Genomic DNA, 19,113 nt, shown 5'->3' with positions numbered 1-19,113 from the left:
GTGGGTGGAGGGATGGAGCGACGAAGGGGGAGCCAGGCCGGGAACCGGTGACGCGATAGCGTACACGCGGTTTTGAGCTTACAGGATTGAGAAGCAGGAAGCGTGCCCAGGTGCGGCGGGGCAGGCATGATCCGCTTCGAGGTGTGCTGGGCCACGTACTCAAGCCCGTTCCGACGGATCGGTTTTTTTCAGCATGCCTCGGGTTTCGGTCGAAACCTGGGCAAAGATCCACATCGTGCCCGCTGTGATGATCCCCATGCACAAGAAGGTGGCATGAAACGCTGGCAGCGAGTTGCCCGGCGTGTCGCGCGCAATGATGCCGGTGAACGCGGAGAGCAGCGCGCCCGCGACGGTGACGCCAAGGCTCATCGACAGCATCTGCACCAGTGAAAAGAGGCTATTGCCGCTGCTGGCGCCACCGATGCCGAGGTCTTTGAGCGTGAGCGTATTCATCGCGGTGAACTGCACCGAGTTGACCGCGCCGAAAAACGCGAGTTGCACGAGCCGCAGCCAGAGCGGCTGGCCGGTGCTGGTCAGGGAGAAGCTGGCGATGGCAGAGCCGACCAGCAAGGTGTTGACCATCAGCACGCGCCGGTAGCCGTAACGGGTGATGAGCCAGGTGACGATGCGCTTGGACGTGATCGCGGCGGCAGCGATAGGCAGCATCATCAGGCCCGCTTCGAAGGCATCGTAGCCGAGGCTGACTTGCAGCAGCAGCGGAATCAGATAAGGCATCGCGCCACTGCCGATACGGGCGAACAGGTTGCCTAGCAAGCCGACGCTAAACGTATGGATCTTGAACAGGTCGAGCGAAAAGATGGGTTGCGGCGCGCGGGTCGCATACAGCCCATAGGCGACAAAGCACGCCAGCCCGAGAATCAGTAGCACCAGCACGGCGGCGTGACGGATGCCCAGTTCGGTACGGCCATCGAGTGCAAACGAAATGGCCACCATGCCTGCCACCAGCAGCAAATAGCCTTTGTAATCGAACGCAGCGGTATCCGGATTGCGGCTATCCGACATGAAGAAGTAGGTGGCGATGCAGCCGCACAGGCCTACGGGCACGTTGATCAGGAAGATCCAGTGCCACGAGGCGGCGTTGACCAGCCAGCCGCCGAGCGTGGGCCCGATCAGCGGGCCGATCAGCCCTGGAATGGCGACAAACGACAGCGCCGGCAAATAGCGTTCGGCGGGAAAAGTCCGCAGCACGGCGAGCCGCCCGACCGGCAACAGCATGGCGCCGCCAGCGCCTTGCACGATGCGCGCCAGGACGAGCCAGTCCAGCGTAGGTGCGCTGGCGCAGAGGATCGAGCCGATCGTGAAGATGAGGATGGCACTGAAAAAAACGCGTCGCGTGCCGAATCGATCGGCAAGCCAGCCGGAGACCGGGATCATCACGGCCATCGTCAGCGAATACGCGATGACCACCGATTGCATGTGTAGCGGCAACTCATTGAGGCTGTCTGCCATCGCAGGCAAGGCCGTGTTGACGATGGTGGCGTCGAGCGTCTGCATGAAAAAGCCCATGGCGACCAGCCACAGCATGATGGTGAGCGAACGGGCGGTAGGCGGCGTGGACATGGACGAGAGGGCGCAGCGGCCGGTAGCGGATCAGGTTGGATGAGGTTCGCAGGCGTTTTCAGGCAAACGAAATGGCAAACGAAATGGCAAACAGCGTGCACGCTGCGGCGAATGCGCCGTCTAGCTTGTGAGTTCGATGACGAAATCGTAGTAATCGTTGCGGCAATAGGTATCGGTGAGCTCGATGGCACGCGGCTCGGCGGTGTAGCCGACACGGGTGATCAGCAAGAGCGCATCGTTCGGGGCGATGCTCATTTGCCGGGCGATTTCGGGGCTGGCATTGGCCGCGCGAAAGTGCTGCAGCGCCCGCACGATCGACAGGCTGCGCTGGTCCAGATAGCTATAAAGCGAATCGCCGATGGCAAGCGGATCGGGAATCAGCGCGGCGGGAAACGTGGAATTTTCGACGGCCATCACGGTGCCGTTAGCCAGCCGCAGCCGTCGCAAATGAATCACGGGTGCGCCAGGCGAGAGGCCCAACTGGATCACTTCGTCGCGGTTGGCGGGCCGAACTTCGCGCGACAGCCACCTCGATGCCGGCGTGAAGCCGCGCCGCTGCAGCATCTGGCTGAATGACGACAGGCGCGAGAGCGGATCTTCATAGCGCGGCGTGATGAAACTGCCAGCGCCCTGGGTGCGCCGGATCAAGCCCTGTTCGACGAGCAGCGCTATCGCCTTGCGTGCGGTGATGCGCGACACGCCCAATGCTTCGGAAAGCAGTCTTTCCGAAGGTAAGGCTTCGCCTGCTTGCCAACGATTTTTGTGAATCGCGTGGCTGAGCTTGCGTGCGAGTTGCAGATAAAGCGGGGTGTCGTTTTCCGGGTCCGGGCGCAGATCGCGCCATCGGTCTTCCGTGATTGAATTCATGGGACGCTTGCAGGGAGGCTTGGGCGCCAATTCTATGTCATTGGGCTGTGGCGCTTGCGGGCTTTTTGTTGCAGGCGGGCTCTTGAATCCAGCCCGCCTGGCTCGTTTGCCGTCTAGTTGCAAGGATGATGCAAATGGACCGAGCCCAGCACCGCGACTTCGGCGGGGGTGCGCTTGAGCGTTTCAGCATCGATTCCGCGTGTATCGGCGATGAATTCGCTGATGATCGAAGCCACCGGCGCATCGCGCAGACATAACGAGACGCGCTGGGTTTCGTTCGCGGGCAGCGCGGCACGCTGCCCGAGAAACAGCACGGCGTATTGATAGCCGTGGATGATGCCGCGAATGGCTCCCACGCATTGGCCCTGGGCGACGTTATCGCCTTTTTGCAGGCAGCGTTCGGCCAGCGAGTAAGCGGAGAACGAGGGATCGACGCCTGGGGCGGCCTGCGTGAGTTGCTGCGCCTGCGGCGCTGGCTGGGAGGAGGTTTGAGCGTGGGTTAAGGGGGCGAACAGGGCACTGGTGGCAGTCAGCAGACCAACTGCAGCGTGCATGGCCGCACGGAAAACGGATCGTTGCATGGAGCTTGCCCTCTTTGTTAGTGGTTGAACTGGATAGGAGGGAGCCGCGGCTATTTGGTTCCTGAGCCGGGGCGATTTAGCCTGGGGTAAACGTAAACACAAAGGCAAACGTAGAGCGCTTACTTGCGCTTCGCGTTGATGATGGCCTCCGACACGTTGCCCGGCGCTTCGGCGTAGTGGCGGAATTCCATCGAGTACGTCGCGCGCCCCTGGGTCAGGGAGCGTAACGAAGTCGAGTACCCAAACATCTCGGCTAGCGGTACTTCGGCACGCACCAGCTTGCCGCCGCCGCCCGCGATGTCCTCCATGCCCTGAACAATGCCGCGCCGGCTCGAGAGGTCGCCCATCACGTTACCCATGAACTCTTCAGGGGTTTCGACTTCGACGGCCATCGTGGGCTCCAGCAGCACGGGCTTGGCCCGGCGCATGCCTTCCTTGAAGGCCATCGAGCCTGCCATGCGGAACGCATTCTCGTTTGAATCGACATCGTGATAGGAACCGAAAGTCAGCGTCACTTTCACATCGACTACCGGATAGCCCGCGAGCACCCCGGCCTTGAGCGTTTCCTGAATGCCTTTGTCCACCGCTGGAATATATTCGCGGGGCACGACGCCGCCCTTGATCGCATCGACAAACAGATAACCGTCGCCGGGCTTTTGCGGTTCCAGCTTGAGCACCACGTGACCATACTGGCCACGCCCGCCCGATTGCTTGACGAACTTGCCCTCGACATCTTCGACCGTGCTGCGGATGGTCTCGCGGTACGCCACTTGCGGCTTGCCCACCGTGGCATCCACGCCGAACTCGCGCTTCATCCGGTCCACCAGGATCTCGAGATGCAGCTCGCCCATGCCTGAGATGATCGTCTGCCCGGACTCTTCATCGGTTTGCACACGAAACGAGGGGTCTTCCTGTGCCAGCCGGTTCAGCGCAATGCCCATCTTTTCCTGGTCAACCTTGGTTTTCGGCTCCACGGCCTGCGAGATCACCGGCTCTGGAAAGATCATCTTTTCGAGGATGATCACGTGGCTGGGGTCGCACAACGTATCACCCGTTGTGGCTTCCTTGAGGCCCACGGCGGCCGCGATATCGCCTGCGCAGACCTCCTTGATTTCCTTGCGTTCGTTGGCGTGCATTTGCAGGATCCGGCCAAGACGCTCCTTCTTTTCCTTGATCGGGTTGTAGACGGTATCGCCCGAATGCACGACGCCCGAATACACACGAAAGAAAATCAGCTGGCCGACATACGGGTCGGTCATGATCTTGAAGGCCAGCGCGGAAAACGGCTCATCGTCGCTGGGATGGCGCTCGACTTCGTTGTCGTGTTCGTCATGGCCAAGAATGGCCGGGACATCGACCGGTGAGGGCAGATAGTCGATCACGGCGTCGAGCATGGCCTGCACGCCCTTGTTCTTGAATGCACTGCCGCACAGCATCGGTACGATCTCGTTGGCGATCGTGCGTGCGCGCAGGCCCGCCTTGATCTCGTCTTCGCTGAGTGGCTGGCCTTGCAGATATTTGTCGAGCAAGGCCTCGTTCGCTTCGGCTGCCGCTTCGACCATTTTTTCGCGCCATTGCGTGGCGGTGTCGAGCAGCGCCGCAGGAATGTCGGCGTATTCGAACTTGATGCCCTGGCTCTCGTCATCCCAGACAATCGCTTTCATTTTCACCAGATCCACCACGCCCTGGAAATGATCCTCCGCGCCCACCGGAATCTGGATCGGCACGGCGAGGCCCTTCAGGCGCTCGGAGATTTGCCGCTGCACACGGAAAAAATCGGCGCCGACGCGATCCATCTTGTTGACGAAAGCGATGCGCGGCACCTTGTATTTGTTGGCTTGGCGCCAGACGGTTTCGGATTGCGGCTGCACCCCGCCGACCGAGTCATAGACCATGCACGCACCATCCAGCACCCGCATCGAGCGTTCGACCTCGATGGTGAAATCGACGTGCCCGGGCGTGTCGATGATGTTGATGCGGTGTTCGGGATAGTTGCCCGCCATGCCTTTCCAGAAAGCGGTGGTAGCCGCCGAGGTGATGGTGATGCCGCGCTCCTGTTCCTGCTCCATCCAGTCCATGGTGGCCGCACCGTCATGGACTTCGCCGATCTTGTGCGTGACACCGGTGTAAAACAGGATGCGTTCGGTGGTGGTGGTTTTGCCAGCATCAATGTGAGCGCTGATGCCGATGTTGCGGTAGCGCTCGATGGGAGTCTTGCGTAGCACGTGTTTCTCCTTGGAATGGCGCGTGAGCGGAAACGAAAAAGAAAACGAAAACTAAAACTAGAAGAACGTGAAAACGTCTAGGTGCGTCTTTGCGTTTGGGTGGCAGTGCCGTGTACTGCCGTGTACGCATCAAGCGCGGTCAGGCGAAGACAAAAAACAGTGACGGCTGCGCTCGGCAGACGGCAAGCATACGCCTTGGCACGGGCTTTTGCTGGCCTCTGCGATGCCGGGTGACACGGCTGGAGCGGCGGTTCGGCGGCGCGTTTCGCCTCGCACTGGGCCTCAAACGTGAAAAAAGCCGGTGACGTCAAACGTCTTACCGGCTTTCCAAACGGTGGCAGCGAAGCGGTGGCAGCAAAGCGGTGGCAGCAAAGCGGCGGCAGCAAAGCGGCGGCAGCAACGCGGCCCGGCGCGCTTATTGCGGCGGGGGCAGCCCCTGAAGCTTCATGCCAGGCTTGATGCCTTTGGCCGTGAACCAGCCCTGACCCATTTCCAGCGCGTAGACGCCGTTATTCTTCGGACAGTGGTTGCTGGTGGTTTCGGCCTGCATTTCAGCGATATCGGTGATCGTGCCATCTGCGCGTATGAAGGCAATCGAAAGCGGAATCAGCGTGTTCTTCATCCAGAAGCAATGCACAGCGTTTTCATTGAACATAAACAGCATGCCTTCGTTCGCGCCGAGCTGGGTGCGGTACATCAACCCTTGTTCGCGGTCGGCATCGGTGGCGGCGAGCGCGGCGTCAATCACGTACATGCCCGCGGTGAGTTTGACGTGAGGGAACTCGCTGGGCTGTTTGGCGCCGGCTGGCATGCGCTCCGCGGCAAGCGGCGCGGCATTGGCGTGAGGCGCGAGCGCCGCGAGAGAAAGCACGGCGAGCGGCAATGTGAGCGCAAAACGCGCGAGCAATGAGCGCAGGTGAAATTGCACAGCCAGACTCCTTGGTGGAAAAAAGATGAGCGCATGGTACGCGAGCCCGGTAAAAACAAAAAGGCGGACTGCCTTGTGGACAGTCCGCCTTTTTACGCGGGAAAACAGCAGCGGCATGGATACAGCCAATACCGCAACGTTTCCAGACAGCGTTTTACGACATGCTTACTCAGCAGCGCCCGAAGCGGCTTCAGCTGCAGCAGCCTTTTCCTTCTTGTGTGCTGCTTTCTTGTGGTGCGTCGACTTCTTGTGCTCAGCCTTCTTGGCCGACGAAGCAGCAACAGCCGGTGCGGCAGCAGCGGGAGCAGCCGGTGCGTCAGTTGCAGCAGCTTGTGCGAAAGCAGCCGTTGCGAAAAGGCCAGCGACCAGAGCAGCGATCAGTTTGTTCATTTTGTGAATCCTCAGCTTGAGTTGATTAACCAAGTGACCCGGTTAGATAGAGTCATGTCGGTAAACGTGCCGTCCTCCTTTCGGTTGACAGTCACCGCGCAGAAAATTTTGCGGTGCCTGCCAGCGCCTGGACCCTTGGCTAAACCCTTGCAGCAGTTCGCTTTGAGACCCTTAAGGCTGAATGCCGGACGGCTTGGGGTGGCATCTGCGTCGAATAACGCGTGAGCGCGTGGCGCGGTTGACGCGATTTTTCAATTTCTCTGCAGGCCATCCCATGGGGCGTGAGGCGGCAGGCTCCGGTGTTCGCCCGGGGCCAGTCCCAGCGCGAAAATATCCAGCGCGCCGATTCCCACCCGCACCAGACGCAGCGTCGGAAACCCCAGCGCCGCGGTCATGCGGCGCACCTGACGGTTTTTGCCCTCACTAATAGAGAGCGCAATCCAGGTTGTGGGAATGGCCGCGCGAAAACGCACCGGCGGCTGGCGCGGCCAAAGCGTTGACGGCGGTTCAATCAATGCCGCTTGACAGGGACGGCTCACGTAATCGCCGAGATCGACGCCACGAGCGAGCGCGGCCAGATCCGCCGCTTGCGGCGCGCCTTCAACCTGCGCCCAGTAATGCTTGAGCAGTTTGTGCCGGGGCTCGGCGATGCGTGCTTGCAACGCGCCATCATCGGTGAGCAGCAGCAAGCCTTCGCTATCGGCATCGAGCCGGCCAGCCGGATAAACCCCCGGCGTGCTGATCCAGTCCGCAAGCGACGCGCGCGTTGCGTGGGAGGAAAACTGGCAGATCGTGCCAAAGGGCTTGTTGAGGGCAATCAGGGGCATGCGTCAAACCAGGGCGAGATCAGGAGGCGCGGAGGGCGGACAAACGGGCGCAGGGGCGTGCGGTGGCACGTGGCGGGATATTAATGCATAATGCGCAACGTTCAAGTCTTATATAAGACCTAAGAGATGACCTAAGAGGCAAGGCAGCGCCGGATGGCATTGCAGCACGCGTAGCGTGGGCTAGAATGGCCGCCTGGCGCGTCCGGGGTCAAGAGCCTTGTATGCAACGCGCTTTGCCATGCTGTCCTGCCGTATTTCTTCGCTTCATCCGCACAGCCCTCACTGGAGTCCAATCATGTCGTATCAGCACATCAAGGTTCCGAGCGGCGGTGACAAGATCACCGTCAACGCCGATTATTCGCTCAACGTGTCCGACCAGCCGATCATTCCGTACATCGAAGGCGATGGCACCGGGGTCGACATCACCCCGGTGATGATCAAGGTGGTCGATGCGGCTGTGCAAAAAGCCTATGCCGGCAAGAAGAAAATTCACTGGATGGAAATTTTCGCGGGCGAAAAAGCGACTCGCGTGTACGGCCCTGATGTCTGGCTGCCCGAGGAAACGCTCGAGGTGCTGAAAGACTACGTGGTCTCGATCAAGGGCCCGCTCACCACGCCAGTGGGCGGTGGCATCCGTTCGCTGAACGTTGCGCTGCGCCAGGAGCTTGATTTGTATGTGTGCCTGCGCCCCGTCCAGTATTTCAAGGGCGTGCCCTCGCCGGTGCGTGAGCCGGAAAAAACCAACATGGTGATTTTCCGCGAAAACTCTGAAGACATTTACGCCGGTATCGAATGGGCCGCCGAATCCGAGCAGGCGAAAAAAGTCATCAAGTTCTTGCGCGAAGAAATGGGTGTGAAGAAGATCCGCTTCCCGGAAACATCGGGCATCGGCATCAAGCCGGTGTCACGCGAGGGCACGGAGCGCCTGGTGCGCAAGGCGATTCAGTATGCGATCGACAATGACCGGCGCTCGGTGACCCTGGTGCACAAGGGCAATATCATGAAGTTCACCGAAGGCGCGTTCCGCGATTACGGTTATGCGCTGGCGCAAAAAGAGTTTGGCGCTGAGCTGATCGACGGCGGCCCATGGATGAAGTTCAAGAACCCTAAAACCGGCAACGAGATCGTCGTCAAGGATGTGATTGCCGATGCGTTCTTGCAGCAAATCCTGCTGCGTCCCGCCGAATATGATGTGATCGCCACGCTGAACCTGAATGGCGACTATGTTTCCGATGCACTGGCTGCGCAAGTGGGCGGCATCGGCATCGCGCCAGGTGCGAACCTCTCGGATTCGATTGCGATGTTCGAAGCCACGCACGGCACCGCGCCGAAGTACGCGGGCAAGGATTATGTCAATCCAGGTTCGGAAATCCTTTCTGCGGAAATGATGCTGCGCCACCTCGGCTGGACCGAGGCTGCGGACGTCATTATCAAGTCGATGGAAAAATCAATTTTGCAAAAGCGGGTTACCTATGATTTCGCGCGGCTAATGGAGGGCGCGACGCAGGTTTCGTGTTCCGGTTTTGGCCAGGTGCTGATCGAAAATATGTAAGACAGTTTCCTCGTATCGGGTTTGATACGGAGAGCGGAAAACCCCGGCAAAGCTTGGCTTTGCCGGGGTTTTTTATTGTGTGTCCGTTGATCCTGCTGATTTAATTTTCGCCGATGGACAAGCTTGGGAACCTGTTGCTCACGTCGTGTTACTTAGTCGGGAGGAAGAGCGTGTGTCAGGTTCAAATGCGGGGAGTGGGGGCCAGAGCCAGCCTGTTTCAGCCTCACCGTGAAATTCAGTTCGCAAGCAAGGTTTATATATTGAAAGTGTGTCCTTGTTTATTTTAAAGACAATATCGTTGATCTATTTAGTGAAGGTTGAGTGAAATGGGGCGTGCTGAATTTGATTCAGGATTAACGGTGAGGTGGCTAAGCCTTCATTCTGTTCATGAGGAAAGTATCAAGCTGGGCGAATTGAAAGGTTCAAATACCAGGATTGTTGCCTCAGGACGGAATAAGATCGATGCCATCTATCGTAATGGTATCGTGTCAAATCATCTCCCAAAAGTTACTCTGGATCCTTCTGGGAAGCCGCGCGTTCCGGTAAATCGTTCTGGTGATAACAGGGTGATTAAAGTTGCTGCGAATAAAGCACCAAATAATATTGACGGGAAGTCAGCGCTTGATCGTTCTGCAAGCAGTAAAAGTGATGAAGTTAAGCAGGAAAATACAGATATCTTTTCGAATAAACAAAAAATAACCTGGACAAAAAAAGTTATAAATTTCTTCGCCAGATTGCTGGAAACGCTAAGCTTCAGTGAGTTTAGAAAAACCAGGAATGAGATTTCTAATAAAATAAAGGCGAGAGAAAATTTAAAAGAAAAAGCAAAAGTGCTATTTTCTGCTGATTTGGAAATAACTGAAAATTCAGTTACGCAGGTGGAAACATTTTTGCGAGAAATATCGCGCGATGATTTGACGTGGATCTTTGATGCAAGCCAGCATTTGAATAATCCAGGCCAGGATTTAAAGCGTATTTGCCTGAAATTTATTTTCAGGCATTTTTTGCATGAAAATGATTCGACACTGTTTAAATTTTATCTGTCGAATACGGATATTTTTAAAAAATCAGCGAATATTTTGGAAGAAGTGATTCCCATGGATAAATCTCAGTTAATTCTGAACCATGGGCGTGGACAATTGACTTCGCTTGTTTTTACCCTGAATGATTTTGGTGCGGGTGGGGTCGAGGAAGCCATGGCTGGGAAACATTGCATGAATTACGCACATAAGGCATTGGACTGTTTTAGTAAAAGCTATATCGATCATGAAACATATCTTGAAAATAGAACATATATTGACCATTGGAAAAATAATAAAACGGATGTAGTTGATAAAAATATGATTCTTATTGGAAAAATGCTAGAGCATCTTGTCGCCGGATTTAAATCGGGCGTCTTGCCGGGCAAGATCGATAAACCTGTTGCAAAACAGTGGAATTTGATTGAAGAAAATATAATTAAAACGCAGGAAAAGGTAGGGCGGTTTTTTGATCAGGCATTGCTGGAAGCGAAATAAGATTTAATTTCTTCAGCGCTCTCCCCCGGAATTTTTTAATTACCGGGGGATTTTTTTGTCTGTATCAGGCAGCGTTCATATGAAAATGAAATAGAAAATCGCTGCTTTTGCCAATTATTTTTCATTGTTTTAAAAATTGATGCCAGCCTGTGGAACCAGAATGGTCATCATGTTACCTATGCCATGTGAATAAAATCGGGGTGTAAAGCTGATACGGATTTAATTTATATGAGCGAGGCTAGATGACATGAGCAGGATAAAAATTGTTCAAAGTCCAAATTTACAGAGCACGTCGAATTTGGCCTCATCTTCCAGCGAAGGTTATCTGGGTCATCAAGGTGGATCAACCACTACGGAAGATTCCAGCTCATTGTGGTTGGCGCTTGGCAACACGGATGACATTGAGCGGCGAAGTGATACGGAAAATCAAGTCTGGGCGAAAGGGGAGCTTTTGAAAGTATCAGTTAACCCAGATCAAACTGGCCAGCCCAAAAACTATTTATCCCGAGTAACACGGAAAAAGGTAGAGGGATTTTTTTGGGGCGAAATAAAAGATTATAAATTTAATATTGTCGAGCAAAGAGATAATCTGCATAAAACTGATGCGAGTTTTAAAACATTAATCGGTTTCGTTTTGACAGAACGTTTGGCTGATTTTGAAGCATTCTTGCAAATAATGAGTAATAACTGGCTGTCTGAGTTAAGTAGGGATATGTCATGCGGTATTGATTTGCTACGAATTGCCTGTAAAAAAAGAGAAGGCCTCAAGGCCGTTTTGGCTTTGGCAGAAAAAGACAAAATGAGCAGCGGAAAATATTCTGCACAATCCATGCAAATTTGGCTTTGCAACAATCTGGATGGCGTTGCGCCGCTCGAATACGCTTTGAATACATTGATTGCTGGAGCACATGAGGTTACGGCAATCTCACAAGCTGAAGTTGTCGAATTTCTTGAGGGGTTTGATCAGGAGAAGCTGGCATTATTTTTCAGAAAAAATAATACTTTAAAACAGTCATTTCTGGAGATGTGTTTTGGCTTGCCGCAGTATCCGAAATGCCTGCCTCTGGTCAGATTTACCTTGATCAATGATGAAATATTTAATCTTGCGAATTTTGAGGCTGGTTGGCTATCTGAAAGTGAAGGTCAAAATTTGATTCAGAAGATGGCGTATACGTGTAGAACAATTTATAGCAAATTGAATTCTGGCTGGCAAGATGCGATTGAAGATCTAAAACGCCAGATTGATTCTGAAATACAGTGGCATAAGAGTTTTATGAAAGTTATTAAAAATTACGATAAAGATAAAAAACATTATCTCGAAGAATTGGGAAAAATCGATTTGTCAGATAGCGAAAATTTGTTGGTTATTGAAGTGGAAATCGTGCGAGAAATATTTCTAGGATTGGCAAGATATAGAAGAAGAGCGGCAGATGAACGCTACCGGAGACAAAGCAGTCTGGAACAAAGCCAGATCATGAAAGCAAAAGAAAATATTGAAAATGGATTGTCGGGAGAAATTAAAATAAATTCTCCCATATTAAAACAAATGAAAAAGGAACTCGGGCGGCAAATTGATGAGTTAACAGCCCTGTCGGATAAGAACGGTGACAGTGTATGGCTGTCAGATAAATTGAAATTGGAATGCAAATTGGGCAACTTGAAAAAAATTAGAGAAGATGAAGCCGGGTTGATGCATGATATATCTGATAAAGAAGTATATGTTCTTGGGCCAGAACAAAAAGAAAAAATAACAAAAATTCTGCTGGAGCTCGAGAAAAAATATATGATGAATATTGAAGAGCCAGATTTTAATGAAAGATGGACGGCTGATGTGGAGTGGATTAGGTCATATTTTGACAGGACAGTTGGCGATTCAGGCATTCAGGGGAAAGTAATTAAAAAGAGTGACCCTTACTTGCAGAAGGTGAAGGTTGAACTGAAAAAATATGAAGAAGATTTTGCCATAATGTTAAAAGCAGGGCAGGATGAAATAGAACAAAGAAAATTTGATTTAGAAAAACTTCTTGAAGAAAAAAGAAAATGTATTCGTGATGAAATAAATATTTTATCGGAAGCGAAAGTGGCATTGAAGCGATCGAATATTTCTGGAAAACAGGTTGATTATATTGTGACGTTAATGCAGTTGGTCAAGGAAAAAATTGCAGGCGATAGTGATGTAAGTCATATAAAGCTGGATGAAATAAATGCGATTATTCGTCAGCTGGGTGCAAATTGAATTGCGATGGGCTTGGGCTTGAATCGTGCGGGGTTCTCCAGTGATTTTATAATCCGCAAAATAATTGACAAAACGCTTCCTGTTTTATGGAACCTGTTGGATGATGATTGTTACTTAGGTACTGAATTTTCCAGATTGTTGGGTTTTTGATAAATATGGCTATTTGTTATTCTTTGATTTTTGGCCTGCCAACGCTCTGAAAATTAAAATTTAATGCTGTAATTTTATTTTGACACATCGTATTTTAAATTAAGGTTGATATGGAAAATTTTAATAATGTTGGAGGTATCAGGAATATTTTTAGCCGTGCTGTGCCTCGTAAAAAATGTATTGAGTCGGGCTTGCTGACGGTGTCAGGGCTGGTGAGGAAAGTAGAGAGCATGGATGTAAATGGCTCGCCAAAAAGCCAGAGCCATGGAGGAATTAATTTTGAATCTTCGATTGATGGGCGTGATATTTATCTTATTAGTTTGCAAAAGCGGATCGAACACTTTGTTAAAAAACACGAAGAGAAAGGAGACAATCTTTTTTTTAATTTATCCGCGCGTGAAATTTTGGATTCGTTGGGGGAAGGATTTAGAGCGCTGGAAAATGATGACTTGTTTAAAAATATTCAAGGGGGAGAGATGGCTTTTTAAATATAATTGCGGACCATATAGTAAAATCTGGTTGCAAGACAGTCGGGCGAGATTATTGTGCTTCGTTGTTCGCCTGTGTTTTTCATCTAAAACTGAATGGCAAGGTATGCCTGAATGAGTTTAAAAGGGTATTGGGGCTGGAGCAGGACGAGATAATGAGGGACTTGCTGCAGCGTATTTATAATGGTTTGGATGAGATTAATAATATTATTAAAAATATAAAAGATTCTATAGATGATCCGCAGCGGGAAATCAAAAGGCTGAAAATTGATCTTGGAAATAAAAAAGAAAAATTGGAAGCGGAGAAGCAAGCCGGACCGGGTAATATTGCCTGTTTATCCAGTGAAATCAGGGGCATTGAAGATAAAATTATGTTGCTGGAGAAAATTGATCGAAAGCAGGCAACGTTTCCCCGTATTCAAACAGGCGATAGAAAAAAAGCGATCCATAAAAATTTGGATGCGGTAGTGCGAGGCATCAGAAACCGCGCGGCAATTGCTCCTGAAATAATGAATCATCTTTTATATGTGGCGATTAAATATATGGAGCTGGCTGAGATTTTTGATAATGGGGAATATTTCACGATTTCGGCTCCGTCCATTTTTGTTCAGCGCCTGTCTGATTTGCGTAGCTCGGCTGAGGCCTGATTGCAGCTAGCTCTGTGTCATGACGCCAAATATCGCTACGATGCGCCTGGAACGATCGTTGTTTTTCGCCATCCGCGCTTTCTCCCCTGGCTGCGGGCCGATGAGTCTGCCTAATGGGTATTTGCTTCGCAGTCAGTACAGACTGGCTCTCTCACATTTCAATTGTCGTGTGAGGCACATGTACAACCAGTATGGAAATGGGGCGGGGAAAACGAGCGCAGCGATATCGTTGAAAATTCTGGAACTCATTCCCCGTCTTTGTTACCAAGATAGCGGGATATGAATTTTGCGCGCGATAGCGTAGAGATCTAGCATTGTTGTATGCAACACGCTGTCATTTTACATGATTATGGGGTTACTGTGTTGAATGGCAAAGTTGATTATATTTAATCGGATTTTTTCAAATAATAATTTGAAGGCTGGTGTTAGTGTTAATGATGATGTAGCTAGATTTTTTGTAAAAAAGTGGATTGTTGGCTGTATCTGGTTGGAGTATGGCTTGGGGTGCGAATATTTTGATTTATTTTTTATGGGGCTTATGTCATGTACGTTTTCACTAGTAAAGTGAGGTCGGCAAGTTATATTAAGGTCAAGCCTAAAAATTCAGGTGAAGATCTTTCTACGTTTCACGTCCTTGGGGAAGAAAGGAGTGTAACAATCAGTGCGGATGGCGGGAGCGAAAAAAGAAATGTCTATGAAGAAAAGGGATTTAAAAGGAAAATCGATAATTTGCGTACGAGTCAGGTGCCTTCGGCTGATGCATTGAAATGTCAGGCGGGATCATTGTACATCTTGATTGATAATCTGCTATCGACGGATGCCCAGTTTGGTGAAGAGGTAAGTGCTCAGAATTTTAGATCGAATGCAGAAGCGATTTGTACTATTTTTCAAACAATTTTGCGAGAAGATCCTAAGGCTTTGATGAAAAATAAATTTATCACTGAAAATGAGAGGGATAGATTATTGGGGGTAATTTTAAAGCGTTGTTATTTCCCTGAGGCTGCGCTATTGCTTAGATATGTTTTTGGGAATTGTAAGGAAAAAGAAAAATATAAAGTGGAGGTTCTCAGGAACATAAAAGAGGTGGCGCAGTCGGATTTGAATAAGCTTGCATGCAAAATTTATGAATCGATGTCTGAACTCTGTAACTATATCGATATTTATTGCTTGGCATCCCTGCCGGATGGGGATGATAATCAATATGCTTGTGAATTGGCGAATGAAAATCTGGAAAAATTGAAGCGCGAATCGGCTTCAATGGTTGATGGAGTAGAAAAAAAACAAAAAGATAAGAAAGTCAAAAGGGCCGAGGAAATCGTCAAGCGTGTTAGGAGTATGGTCGAACCCGGGAAAAAGCGGCCTCATTGGCCAACTGGAGATTTGAAAAATGACATTCGCTCGTTGTTCGATAAAATCGAGGCTGCTTACAGGAACAATCAGATGGAGAAAATCCCAGGCTGGGTGACCGGACAAATCACGCTGAAAGCCATTGAATTATCTGACCTCTTGGGCTATGTCATGACTACCCATGATTTTAGTAAAACGAATTATGACGAATACGTAGTCCGTGCGGCCCGGATACATTGGCAGACGCCAAATATTTTATTTGGTGAACCAGTTGTTCTGCCCCTGTCGTTCAAGCCGTGACCGCCGCCCCAAGATACAAATGTGCCAGTTGCGGATCACGGGCGATCTCATCGGCAGGCCCATCCAGCCGCATCCGCCCACCTTCCAGCACATAAGCGTAATCGGCCACCTCCAGCGCCAGCCGCACATTTTGCTCAACCAGCAGGATCGAGATACCGGATTCGGCCAGATCCAGAATGATCTGGAAGATCTGCGTGATGATCTTGGGCGCAAGCCCCAGTGAAGGTTCATCGAGCATCAGCAAATCCGGTTCAGCCATGAGCGAGCGGCCAATCGCCAGCATTTGCTGCTGTCCGCCGGAGAGGCGGTTTGCCGAAGCGTGGCGGCGCTCCTCAAGAATCGGAAACAGCGCGTACACCTGCTCACGGAGCGCCGCAGCGGTTTTCGTGCCGCGTCCCAGGTGTGCGGCGACCAGGTTCTCCTCCACGGTTAGCCGCTGGAAAATCTGCCGCCCCTCAGGGCAGTGCGCGAGGCCGCCGCGAATCACCTGGTCAGGGCGGGCCCGGGTGAGATCGCGTTCGCCCAGGGCGATACGCCCGCTCTTGACCTTGACCATGCCCGAAATCGCATTCAGCAGGGTCGATTTACCCGCGCCGTTGGGGCCGACCAGCACGACAATCTCGCCTTTTTGCACCTTCAGGCTGACGTCATGCAGTACCTGCTTGGTGCCGTAGCCGGCGGACAGATTTTCGACGCTGAGCCAGTTGGCGGATGCTTTCGAGTTCATTTTCAGTTCCAAGGTAGGCTTGCTGCACGTCCTGGCTGGCCTGGACTTCGTCGGGCGTGCCGTCGAACAGCAGGGCACCGTTTTGCAGGACGTACACGTGATCGGAGATCGACATCACGAGGTCCATGTCGTGCTCGATGACGATGATGGCGAGGTCCGGGCGGCGTAAGGCCTTGAGCCGCTCGCGCAGCTCGGCGCTTTCGGCTTCGTTCAGCCCGGCGGCGGGCTCGTCGAGCAGCAGCACCCGCGGCCGCCGTGCCAGCGCCCGCACGATCTCGAGCATGCGCTGGCGGCCATAGGAGAGCGAGGCGGCTTCGTCGAAGGCCTGGCGCTCAAGACCAAACTGCTCGAGCAGCGTCATGCAGTAGGCGAGACGTGTTTCGCGCCGTTGCCGCGCGCTGGCGGGCCATACGAGATCGCGCCATACCTGGCGTGCTTCGGCGGGAAAAAGACAGACCTCGATGTTTTCGATTACCTGCATGCGATCGAACAGCCGGATGTTTTGAAACGTTCGCGCGATGCCGGCCAGGCTGATCTGATACTTCTGCAGGCGATGAATGGCCTGGCCATCCAGATAAATCTCGCCCGAGGTAAGCTCATACGAACCGGTGGCAAGGTTGACCAGGGTCGATTTCCCGGCGCCGTTGGGGCCGATGATCGCGTGGATCTTGCCCGCCTCGAAGCGCATCGAGACATCATTGATCGCGGTGACCGCGCCATAGCGTTTGGTGAGGTTTCTGAATTCGAGTGTCATCGTGTCAGCACCGATTTGATGAGACGCTCAATGCCATAGCGCCGTGGCACGAGCCCTTGTGGCCGCAGGATCACCAGCACGACCATGAAGAGGCCGAGCAGCAGCATGCGGTACTCGGCGAAATCGCGCAGCACCTCGGGCAGAAGGACCAGGATCAGCGTGCCGACAATCACGCCCAGGATATTGCCCACGCCGCCAATCACGATCATCAGCACGATCAGTACCGATTCGGTCAGCGAGAAGCTGTCGGGGCTGACATAGCGTTGCGAGGTGGCGAACAGCACGCCGGTCAGGCTGCCGATCGCCGCGCTGATGGCAAAGGCCCAGAGCTTGACCGAAGTCGTATTGATGCCGATGCTGCGCGCCGCGTCCTGGTCTTCGCGGATCGCCGCCCAGGCCTTGCCGAGGATCGAATGTTCAAGGCGGTACACGAGATAGATCACTGCCAGCGTGATGCCCAGCAGCAGCCAGAAGAAACTCTGCGGTGTGACCGGAGCCCAGCCGAACAGGCTGGCGCGGTCGATCTGCGAGATGCCTTGCGGGCCATTCGTCAGGCTGTCGAGGTTGTTGAGAATGATGCGGATGATCTCGCCGAAACCGAGCGTGACGATCGCCAGGTAGTCGCCACGCAACCGCAATACGGGAATGCCTAACAGCACGCCTGCCAGTGCGCCGAGCACGATGGCGACAGGCAGGATCAGCAGAAACGGCACGTGCAGCCCAAGTTGCGGGCTGGCGAGCAGCGCACAGGTATAAGCGCCCACCGCGTAAAACCCGACAAAGCCGAGATCGAGCAAGCCGACGTAGCCGATCATGATGTTCAGGCCGACGCCGAGCATGATGTAGATCAGTACGCTGTTGGCGACACGCGCATAGTGCCCGCTGGCGAACGCCACCGAGACGCAGGCGGCCAGCGCGGCCAGCAGCAGCAAGCTGGAAAGGATGCGCTCGCGCGGAGTGGCCGGGCCGCTATGGCTGGCTGACAAGGTGGTGGCCTTCATCAGTAGTCCCTCTTGTAGACCATGGTTTCTTCGGAGATTTTCTCGCCCAGCAAACCGGTGGGGCGAACCAGCAGCACGACGATCAGCGTCATGAAGGCGAAGATGTCGCGGTATTCGGTGCCCAGCACGCCGTGGCTGACGATGGGCAGCAAGCTGGTACCGAAGACTTCGAGAAAGCCCAGCACCAGCCCGCCGAGCATCGCCCCTGGAATGCTGCCGATGCCGCCCAGAATGGCGGCGGTAAACGCTTTCAGGCCGACGGTCGCGCCCATCGTCGGTGTCACGAGGCCGTAGTAGTTGCCGTACAGCACCCCGGCCACGCCGCCTAGCGCCGGACCCAGCAGAAACACGAGGCTGATCGCACGGTCGACGCGAATGCCGAGCAGCATCGAAGTGCGCGAGTTTTCCGACACGGCACGCACGATGATGCCGAGCCGCGTCTTGTTGACGAACAGGTACAGCGCGCCGAGCAACGCGAAGGCAAAGAACGTAATGCAGATTTGCGTGGAGGTGAGCGTTGCGCCACCTATCGTGAACTGATGCGCGGGGATCAGTTGTGGAAAGGCGACCGGTTGCGGGCCGCAGACCACTTGCACGGCGGCCTGAAATGCCAGTGACAGACCCAGTGCGCTTAGCAGCGGAGCGAGCCGTGACGAATGACGCAACGGTTTGTACGCGAGGCGCTCGACCATGACCCCGACCAGCCCCACCACGGCGAATGCCGCCAGCAAGCCGATGCCGGCAAGCACCGGCCAGGTGATGCTGGTTTGCGGCAGCCACAGCATGAGGCCAACGCAGATATAGGCGCCGAGCATGAAGAACTCGCCATGGACAAAGTTGATGAGCCGCAAGACACCGTAGACCATCGTGTACCCCAGCGCGATCAGCGCATACAGGGAACCGATGGTCAGCGCATTGAACAGTTGCTGTGTAAGAAAGGCTGTCATGGCAAGAGATCCTGATGTTTACAACAAGGTCTGGCATGGCTGCCACCG

The 19,113-nt window shown here is 53.3% G+C and carries 17 protein-coding genes; 6 read left to right on the top strand and 11 right to left on the bottom strand.

The annotated features are described in order from the left end of the window. Positions 1 to 159 precede the first annotated feature (159 nt). The 7 genes from mdtD to GH657_RS11695 form a co-directional block, all read right to left on the bottom strand. The gene (gene mdtD, locus GH657_RS11725) at positions 160 to 1,581 is read right to left on the bottom strand and encodes a multidrug transporter subunit MdtD (RefSeq protein WP_281349389.1); all 1,422 of its coding nucleotides are present in this window, start codon (positions 1,579 to 1,581) and stop codon (positions 160 to 162) included. Between the two features lie 120 nt (positions 1,582 to 1,701). Further along, positions 1,702 to 2,448: a GntR family transcriptional regulator gene (locus GH657_RS11720; protein ID WP_153100920.1), complete on the bottom strand. Its 747-nt coding sequence runs from the start codon at positions 2,446 to 2,448 to the stop codon at positions 1,702 to 1,704. Positions 2,449 to 2,561: 113 nt separating this feature from the next. Continuing rightward, positions 2,562 to 3,029, bottom strand: a complete 468-nt coding sequence (locus GH657_RS11715; protein WP_153100919.1) for a hypothetical protein — start codon at positions 3,027 to 3,029, stop codon at positions 2,562 to 2,564. A gap of 119 nt (positions 3,030 to 3,148) precedes the next feature. Continuing rightward, on the bottom strand, positions 3,149 to 5,254 hold the full coding sequence (fusA, locus tag GH657_RS11710) for an elongation factor G (protein ID WP_153100918.1): 2,106 nt from the start codon (positions 5,252 to 5,254) through the stop codon (positions 3,149 to 3,151). A 415-nt stretch (positions 5,255 to 5,669) separates the two neighbouring features. Continuing rightward, a complete protein-coding gene (locus GH657_RS11705) occupies positions 5,670 to 6,182 on the bottom strand; it encodes a DUF192 domain-containing protein (RefSeq protein ID WP_153100917.1) in 513 nt (170 codons plus the stop codon). A gap of 165 nt (positions 6,183 to 6,347) precedes the next feature. Continuing rightward, positions 6,348 to 6,572, bottom strand: a complete 225-nt coding sequence (locus GH657_RS11700) for a hypothetical protein (RefSeq protein ID WP_153100916.1) — start codon at positions 6,570 to 6,572, stop codon at positions 6,348 to 6,350. A gap of 251 nt (positions 6,573 to 6,823) precedes the next feature. Continuing rightward, entirely contained in the window at positions 6,824 to 7,399 is a 576-nt protein-coding gene (locus GH657_RS11695) for a pseudouridine synthase (protein ID WP_153100915.1), read from the bottom strand. A 295-nt stretch (positions 7,400 to 7,694) separates the two neighbouring features. On the opposite strand from GH657_RS11695, the gene icd reads away from it, so the two are divergent. The 6 genes from icd to GH657_RS11665 all read left to right on the top strand — a co-directional run bounded on the left by icd (position 7,695) and on the right by GH657_RS11665 (position 15,636). Further along, a complete protein-coding gene (gene icd / locus GH657_RS11690; RefSeq protein ID WP_153100914.1) occupies positions 7,695 to 8,951 on the top strand; it encodes an NADP-dependent isocitrate dehydrogenase in 1,257 nt (418 codons plus the stop codon). A 326-nt stretch (positions 8,952 to 9,277) separates the two neighbouring features. Then, complete coding sequence (locus tag GH657_RS11685; protein WP_153100913.1) at positions 9,278 to 10,468, top strand: hypothetical protein; 1,191 nt, start codon at positions 9,278 to 9,280, stop codon at positions 10,466 to 10,468. A 247-nt stretch (positions 10,469 to 10,715) separates the two neighbouring features. Continuing rightward, a complete protein-coding gene (locus GH657_RS11680; protein WP_153100912.1) occupies positions 10,716 to 12,704 on the top strand; it encodes a synaptonemal complex protein 1 in 1,989 nt (662 codons plus the stop codon). 260 nt (positions 12,705 to 12,964) lie between these two features. Next, positions 12,965 to 13,342 (top strand): hypothetical protein, encoded by a 378-nt coding sequence (locus tag GH657_RS11675; RefSeq protein WP_153100911.1) that lies wholly within the window; start codon positions 12,965 to 12,967, stop codon positions 13,340 to 13,342. Between the two features lie 155 nt (positions 13,343 to 13,497). Continuing rightward, complete coding sequence (locus tag GH657_RS11670; protein WP_153100910.1) at positions 13,498 to 13,989, top strand: hypothetical protein; 492 nt, start codon at positions 13,498 to 13,500, stop codon at positions 13,987 to 13,989. Between the two features lie 543 nt (positions 13,990 to 14,532). After that, on the top strand, positions 14,533 to 15,636 hold the full coding sequence (locus GH657_RS11665; protein ID WP_153100909.1) for a hypothetical protein: 1,104 nt from the start codon (positions 14,533 to 14,535) through the stop codon (positions 15,634 to 15,636). Here GH657_RS11665 and GH657_RS11660 read toward each other — a convergent pair. From GH657_RS11660 to GH657_RS11645, 4 genes are read right to left on the bottom strand one after another with little or no spacing between them, the layout of a single operon-like run. After that, on the bottom strand, positions 15,626 to 16,363 hold the full coding sequence (locus GH657_RS11660) for an ABC transporter ATP-binding protein (protein WP_153100908.1): 738 nt from the start codon (positions 16,361 to 16,363) through the stop codon (positions 15,626 to 15,628). The genes GH657_RS11665 and GH657_RS11660 overlap by 11 nt on opposite strands. Continuing rightward, positions 16,284 to 17,117: an ABC transporter ATP-binding protein gene (locus GH657_RS11655; RefSeq protein ID WP_153100907.1), complete on the bottom strand. Its 834-nt coding sequence runs from the start codon at positions 17,115 to 17,117 to the stop codon at positions 16,284 to 16,286. Before GH657_RS11655 ends, GH657_RS11660 begins: the two co-directional genes overlap by 80 nt. After that, on the bottom strand, positions 17,114 to 18,118 hold the full coding sequence (locus tag GH657_RS11650; protein WP_153100906.1) for a branched-chain amino acid ABC transporter permease: 1,005 nt from the start codon (positions 18,116 to 18,118) through the stop codon (positions 17,114 to 17,116). The genes GH657_RS11655 and GH657_RS11650 overlap by 4 nt, the downstream gene beginning before the upstream one ends. After that, complete coding sequence (locus tag GH657_RS11645) at positions 18,118 to 19,065, bottom strand: branched-chain amino acid ABC transporter permease (RefSeq protein WP_153100905.1); 948 nt, start codon at positions 19,063 to 19,065, stop codon at positions 18,118 to 18,120. The genes GH657_RS11650 and GH657_RS11645 overlap by 1 nt, the downstream gene beginning before the upstream one ends. Positions 19,066 to 19,113 lie beyond the last annotated feature (48 nt).

This window comes from Paraburkholderia hayleyella, assembly GCF_009455685.1.
Lineage (GTDB): Bacteria > Pseudomonadota > Gammaproteobacteria > Burkholderiales > Burkholderiaceae > Paraburkholderia > Paraburkholderia hayleyella.
This window is presented reverse-complemented; position numbering and strand designations above follow the sequence as displayed.

What these genes read in the sequence shown, in the direction of transcription:
- mdtD (WP_281349389.1), bottom strand. Translation starts at nt 1,581, where the DNA reads ATGTCCACGCCGCCTACCGCCCGTTCGCTCACCATCATGCTGTGGCTG.
- GH657_RS11720 (WP_153100920.1), bottom strand. Translation starts at nt 2,448, where the DNA reads ATGAATTCAATCACGGAAGACCGATGGCGCGATCTGCGCCCGGACCCG.
- GH657_RS11715 (WP_153100919.1), bottom strand. Translation starts at nt 3,029, where the DNA reads ATGCAACGATCCGTTTTCCGTGCGGCCATGCACGCTGCAGTTGGTCTG.
- GH657_RS11700 (WP_153100916.1), bottom strand. Translation starts at nt 6,572, where the DNA reads ATGAACAAACTGATCGCTGCTCTGGTCGCTGGCCTTTTCGCAACGGCT.
- GH657_RS11695 (WP_153100915.1), bottom strand. Translation starts at nt 7,399, where the DNA reads ATGCCCCTGATTGCCCTCAACAAGCCCTTTGGCACGATCTGCCAGTTT.
- icd (WP_153100914.1), top strand. Translation starts at nt 7,695, where the DNA reads ATGTCGTATCAGCACATCAAGGTTCCGAGCGGCGGTGACAAGATCACC.
- GH657_RS11685 (WP_153100913.1), top strand. Translation starts at nt 9,278, where the DNA reads ATGGGGCGTGCTGAATTTGATTCAGGATTAACGGTGAGGTGGCTAAGC.
- GH657_RS11680 (WP_153100912.1), top strand. Translation starts at nt 10,716, where the DNA reads ATGAGCAGGATAAAAATTGTTCAAAGTCCAAATTTACAGAGCACGTCG.
- GH657_RS11675 (WP_153100911.1), top strand. Translation starts at nt 12,965, where the DNA reads ATGGAAAATTTTAATAATGTTGGAGGTATCAGGAATATTTTTAGCCGT.
- GH657_RS11670 (WP_153100910.1), top strand. Translation starts at nt 13,498, where the DNA reads ATGAGGGACTTGCTGCAGCGTATTTATAATGGTTTGGATGAGATTAAT.
- GH657_RS11665 (WP_153100909.1), top strand. Translation starts at nt 14,533, where the DNA reads ATGTACGTTTTCACTAGTAAAGTGAGGTCGGCAAGTTATATTAAGGTC.
- GH657_RS11660 (WP_153100908.1), bottom strand. Translation starts at nt 16,363, where the DNA reads ATGAACTCGAAAGCATCCGCCAACTGGCTCAGCGTCGAAAATCTGTCC.
- GH657_RS11655 (WP_153100907.1), bottom strand. Translation starts at nt 17,117, where the DNA reads ATGACACTCGAATTCAGAAACCTCACCAAACGCTATGGCGCGGTCACC.
- GH657_RS11650 (WP_153100906.1), bottom strand. Translation starts at nt 18,118, where the DNA reads ATGAAGGCCACCACCTTGTCAGCCAGCCATAGCGGCCCGGCCACTCCG.
- GH657_RS11645 (WP_153100905.1), bottom strand. Translation starts at nt 19,065, where the DNA reads ATGACAGCCTTTCTTACACAGCAACTGTTCAATGCGCTGACCATCGGT.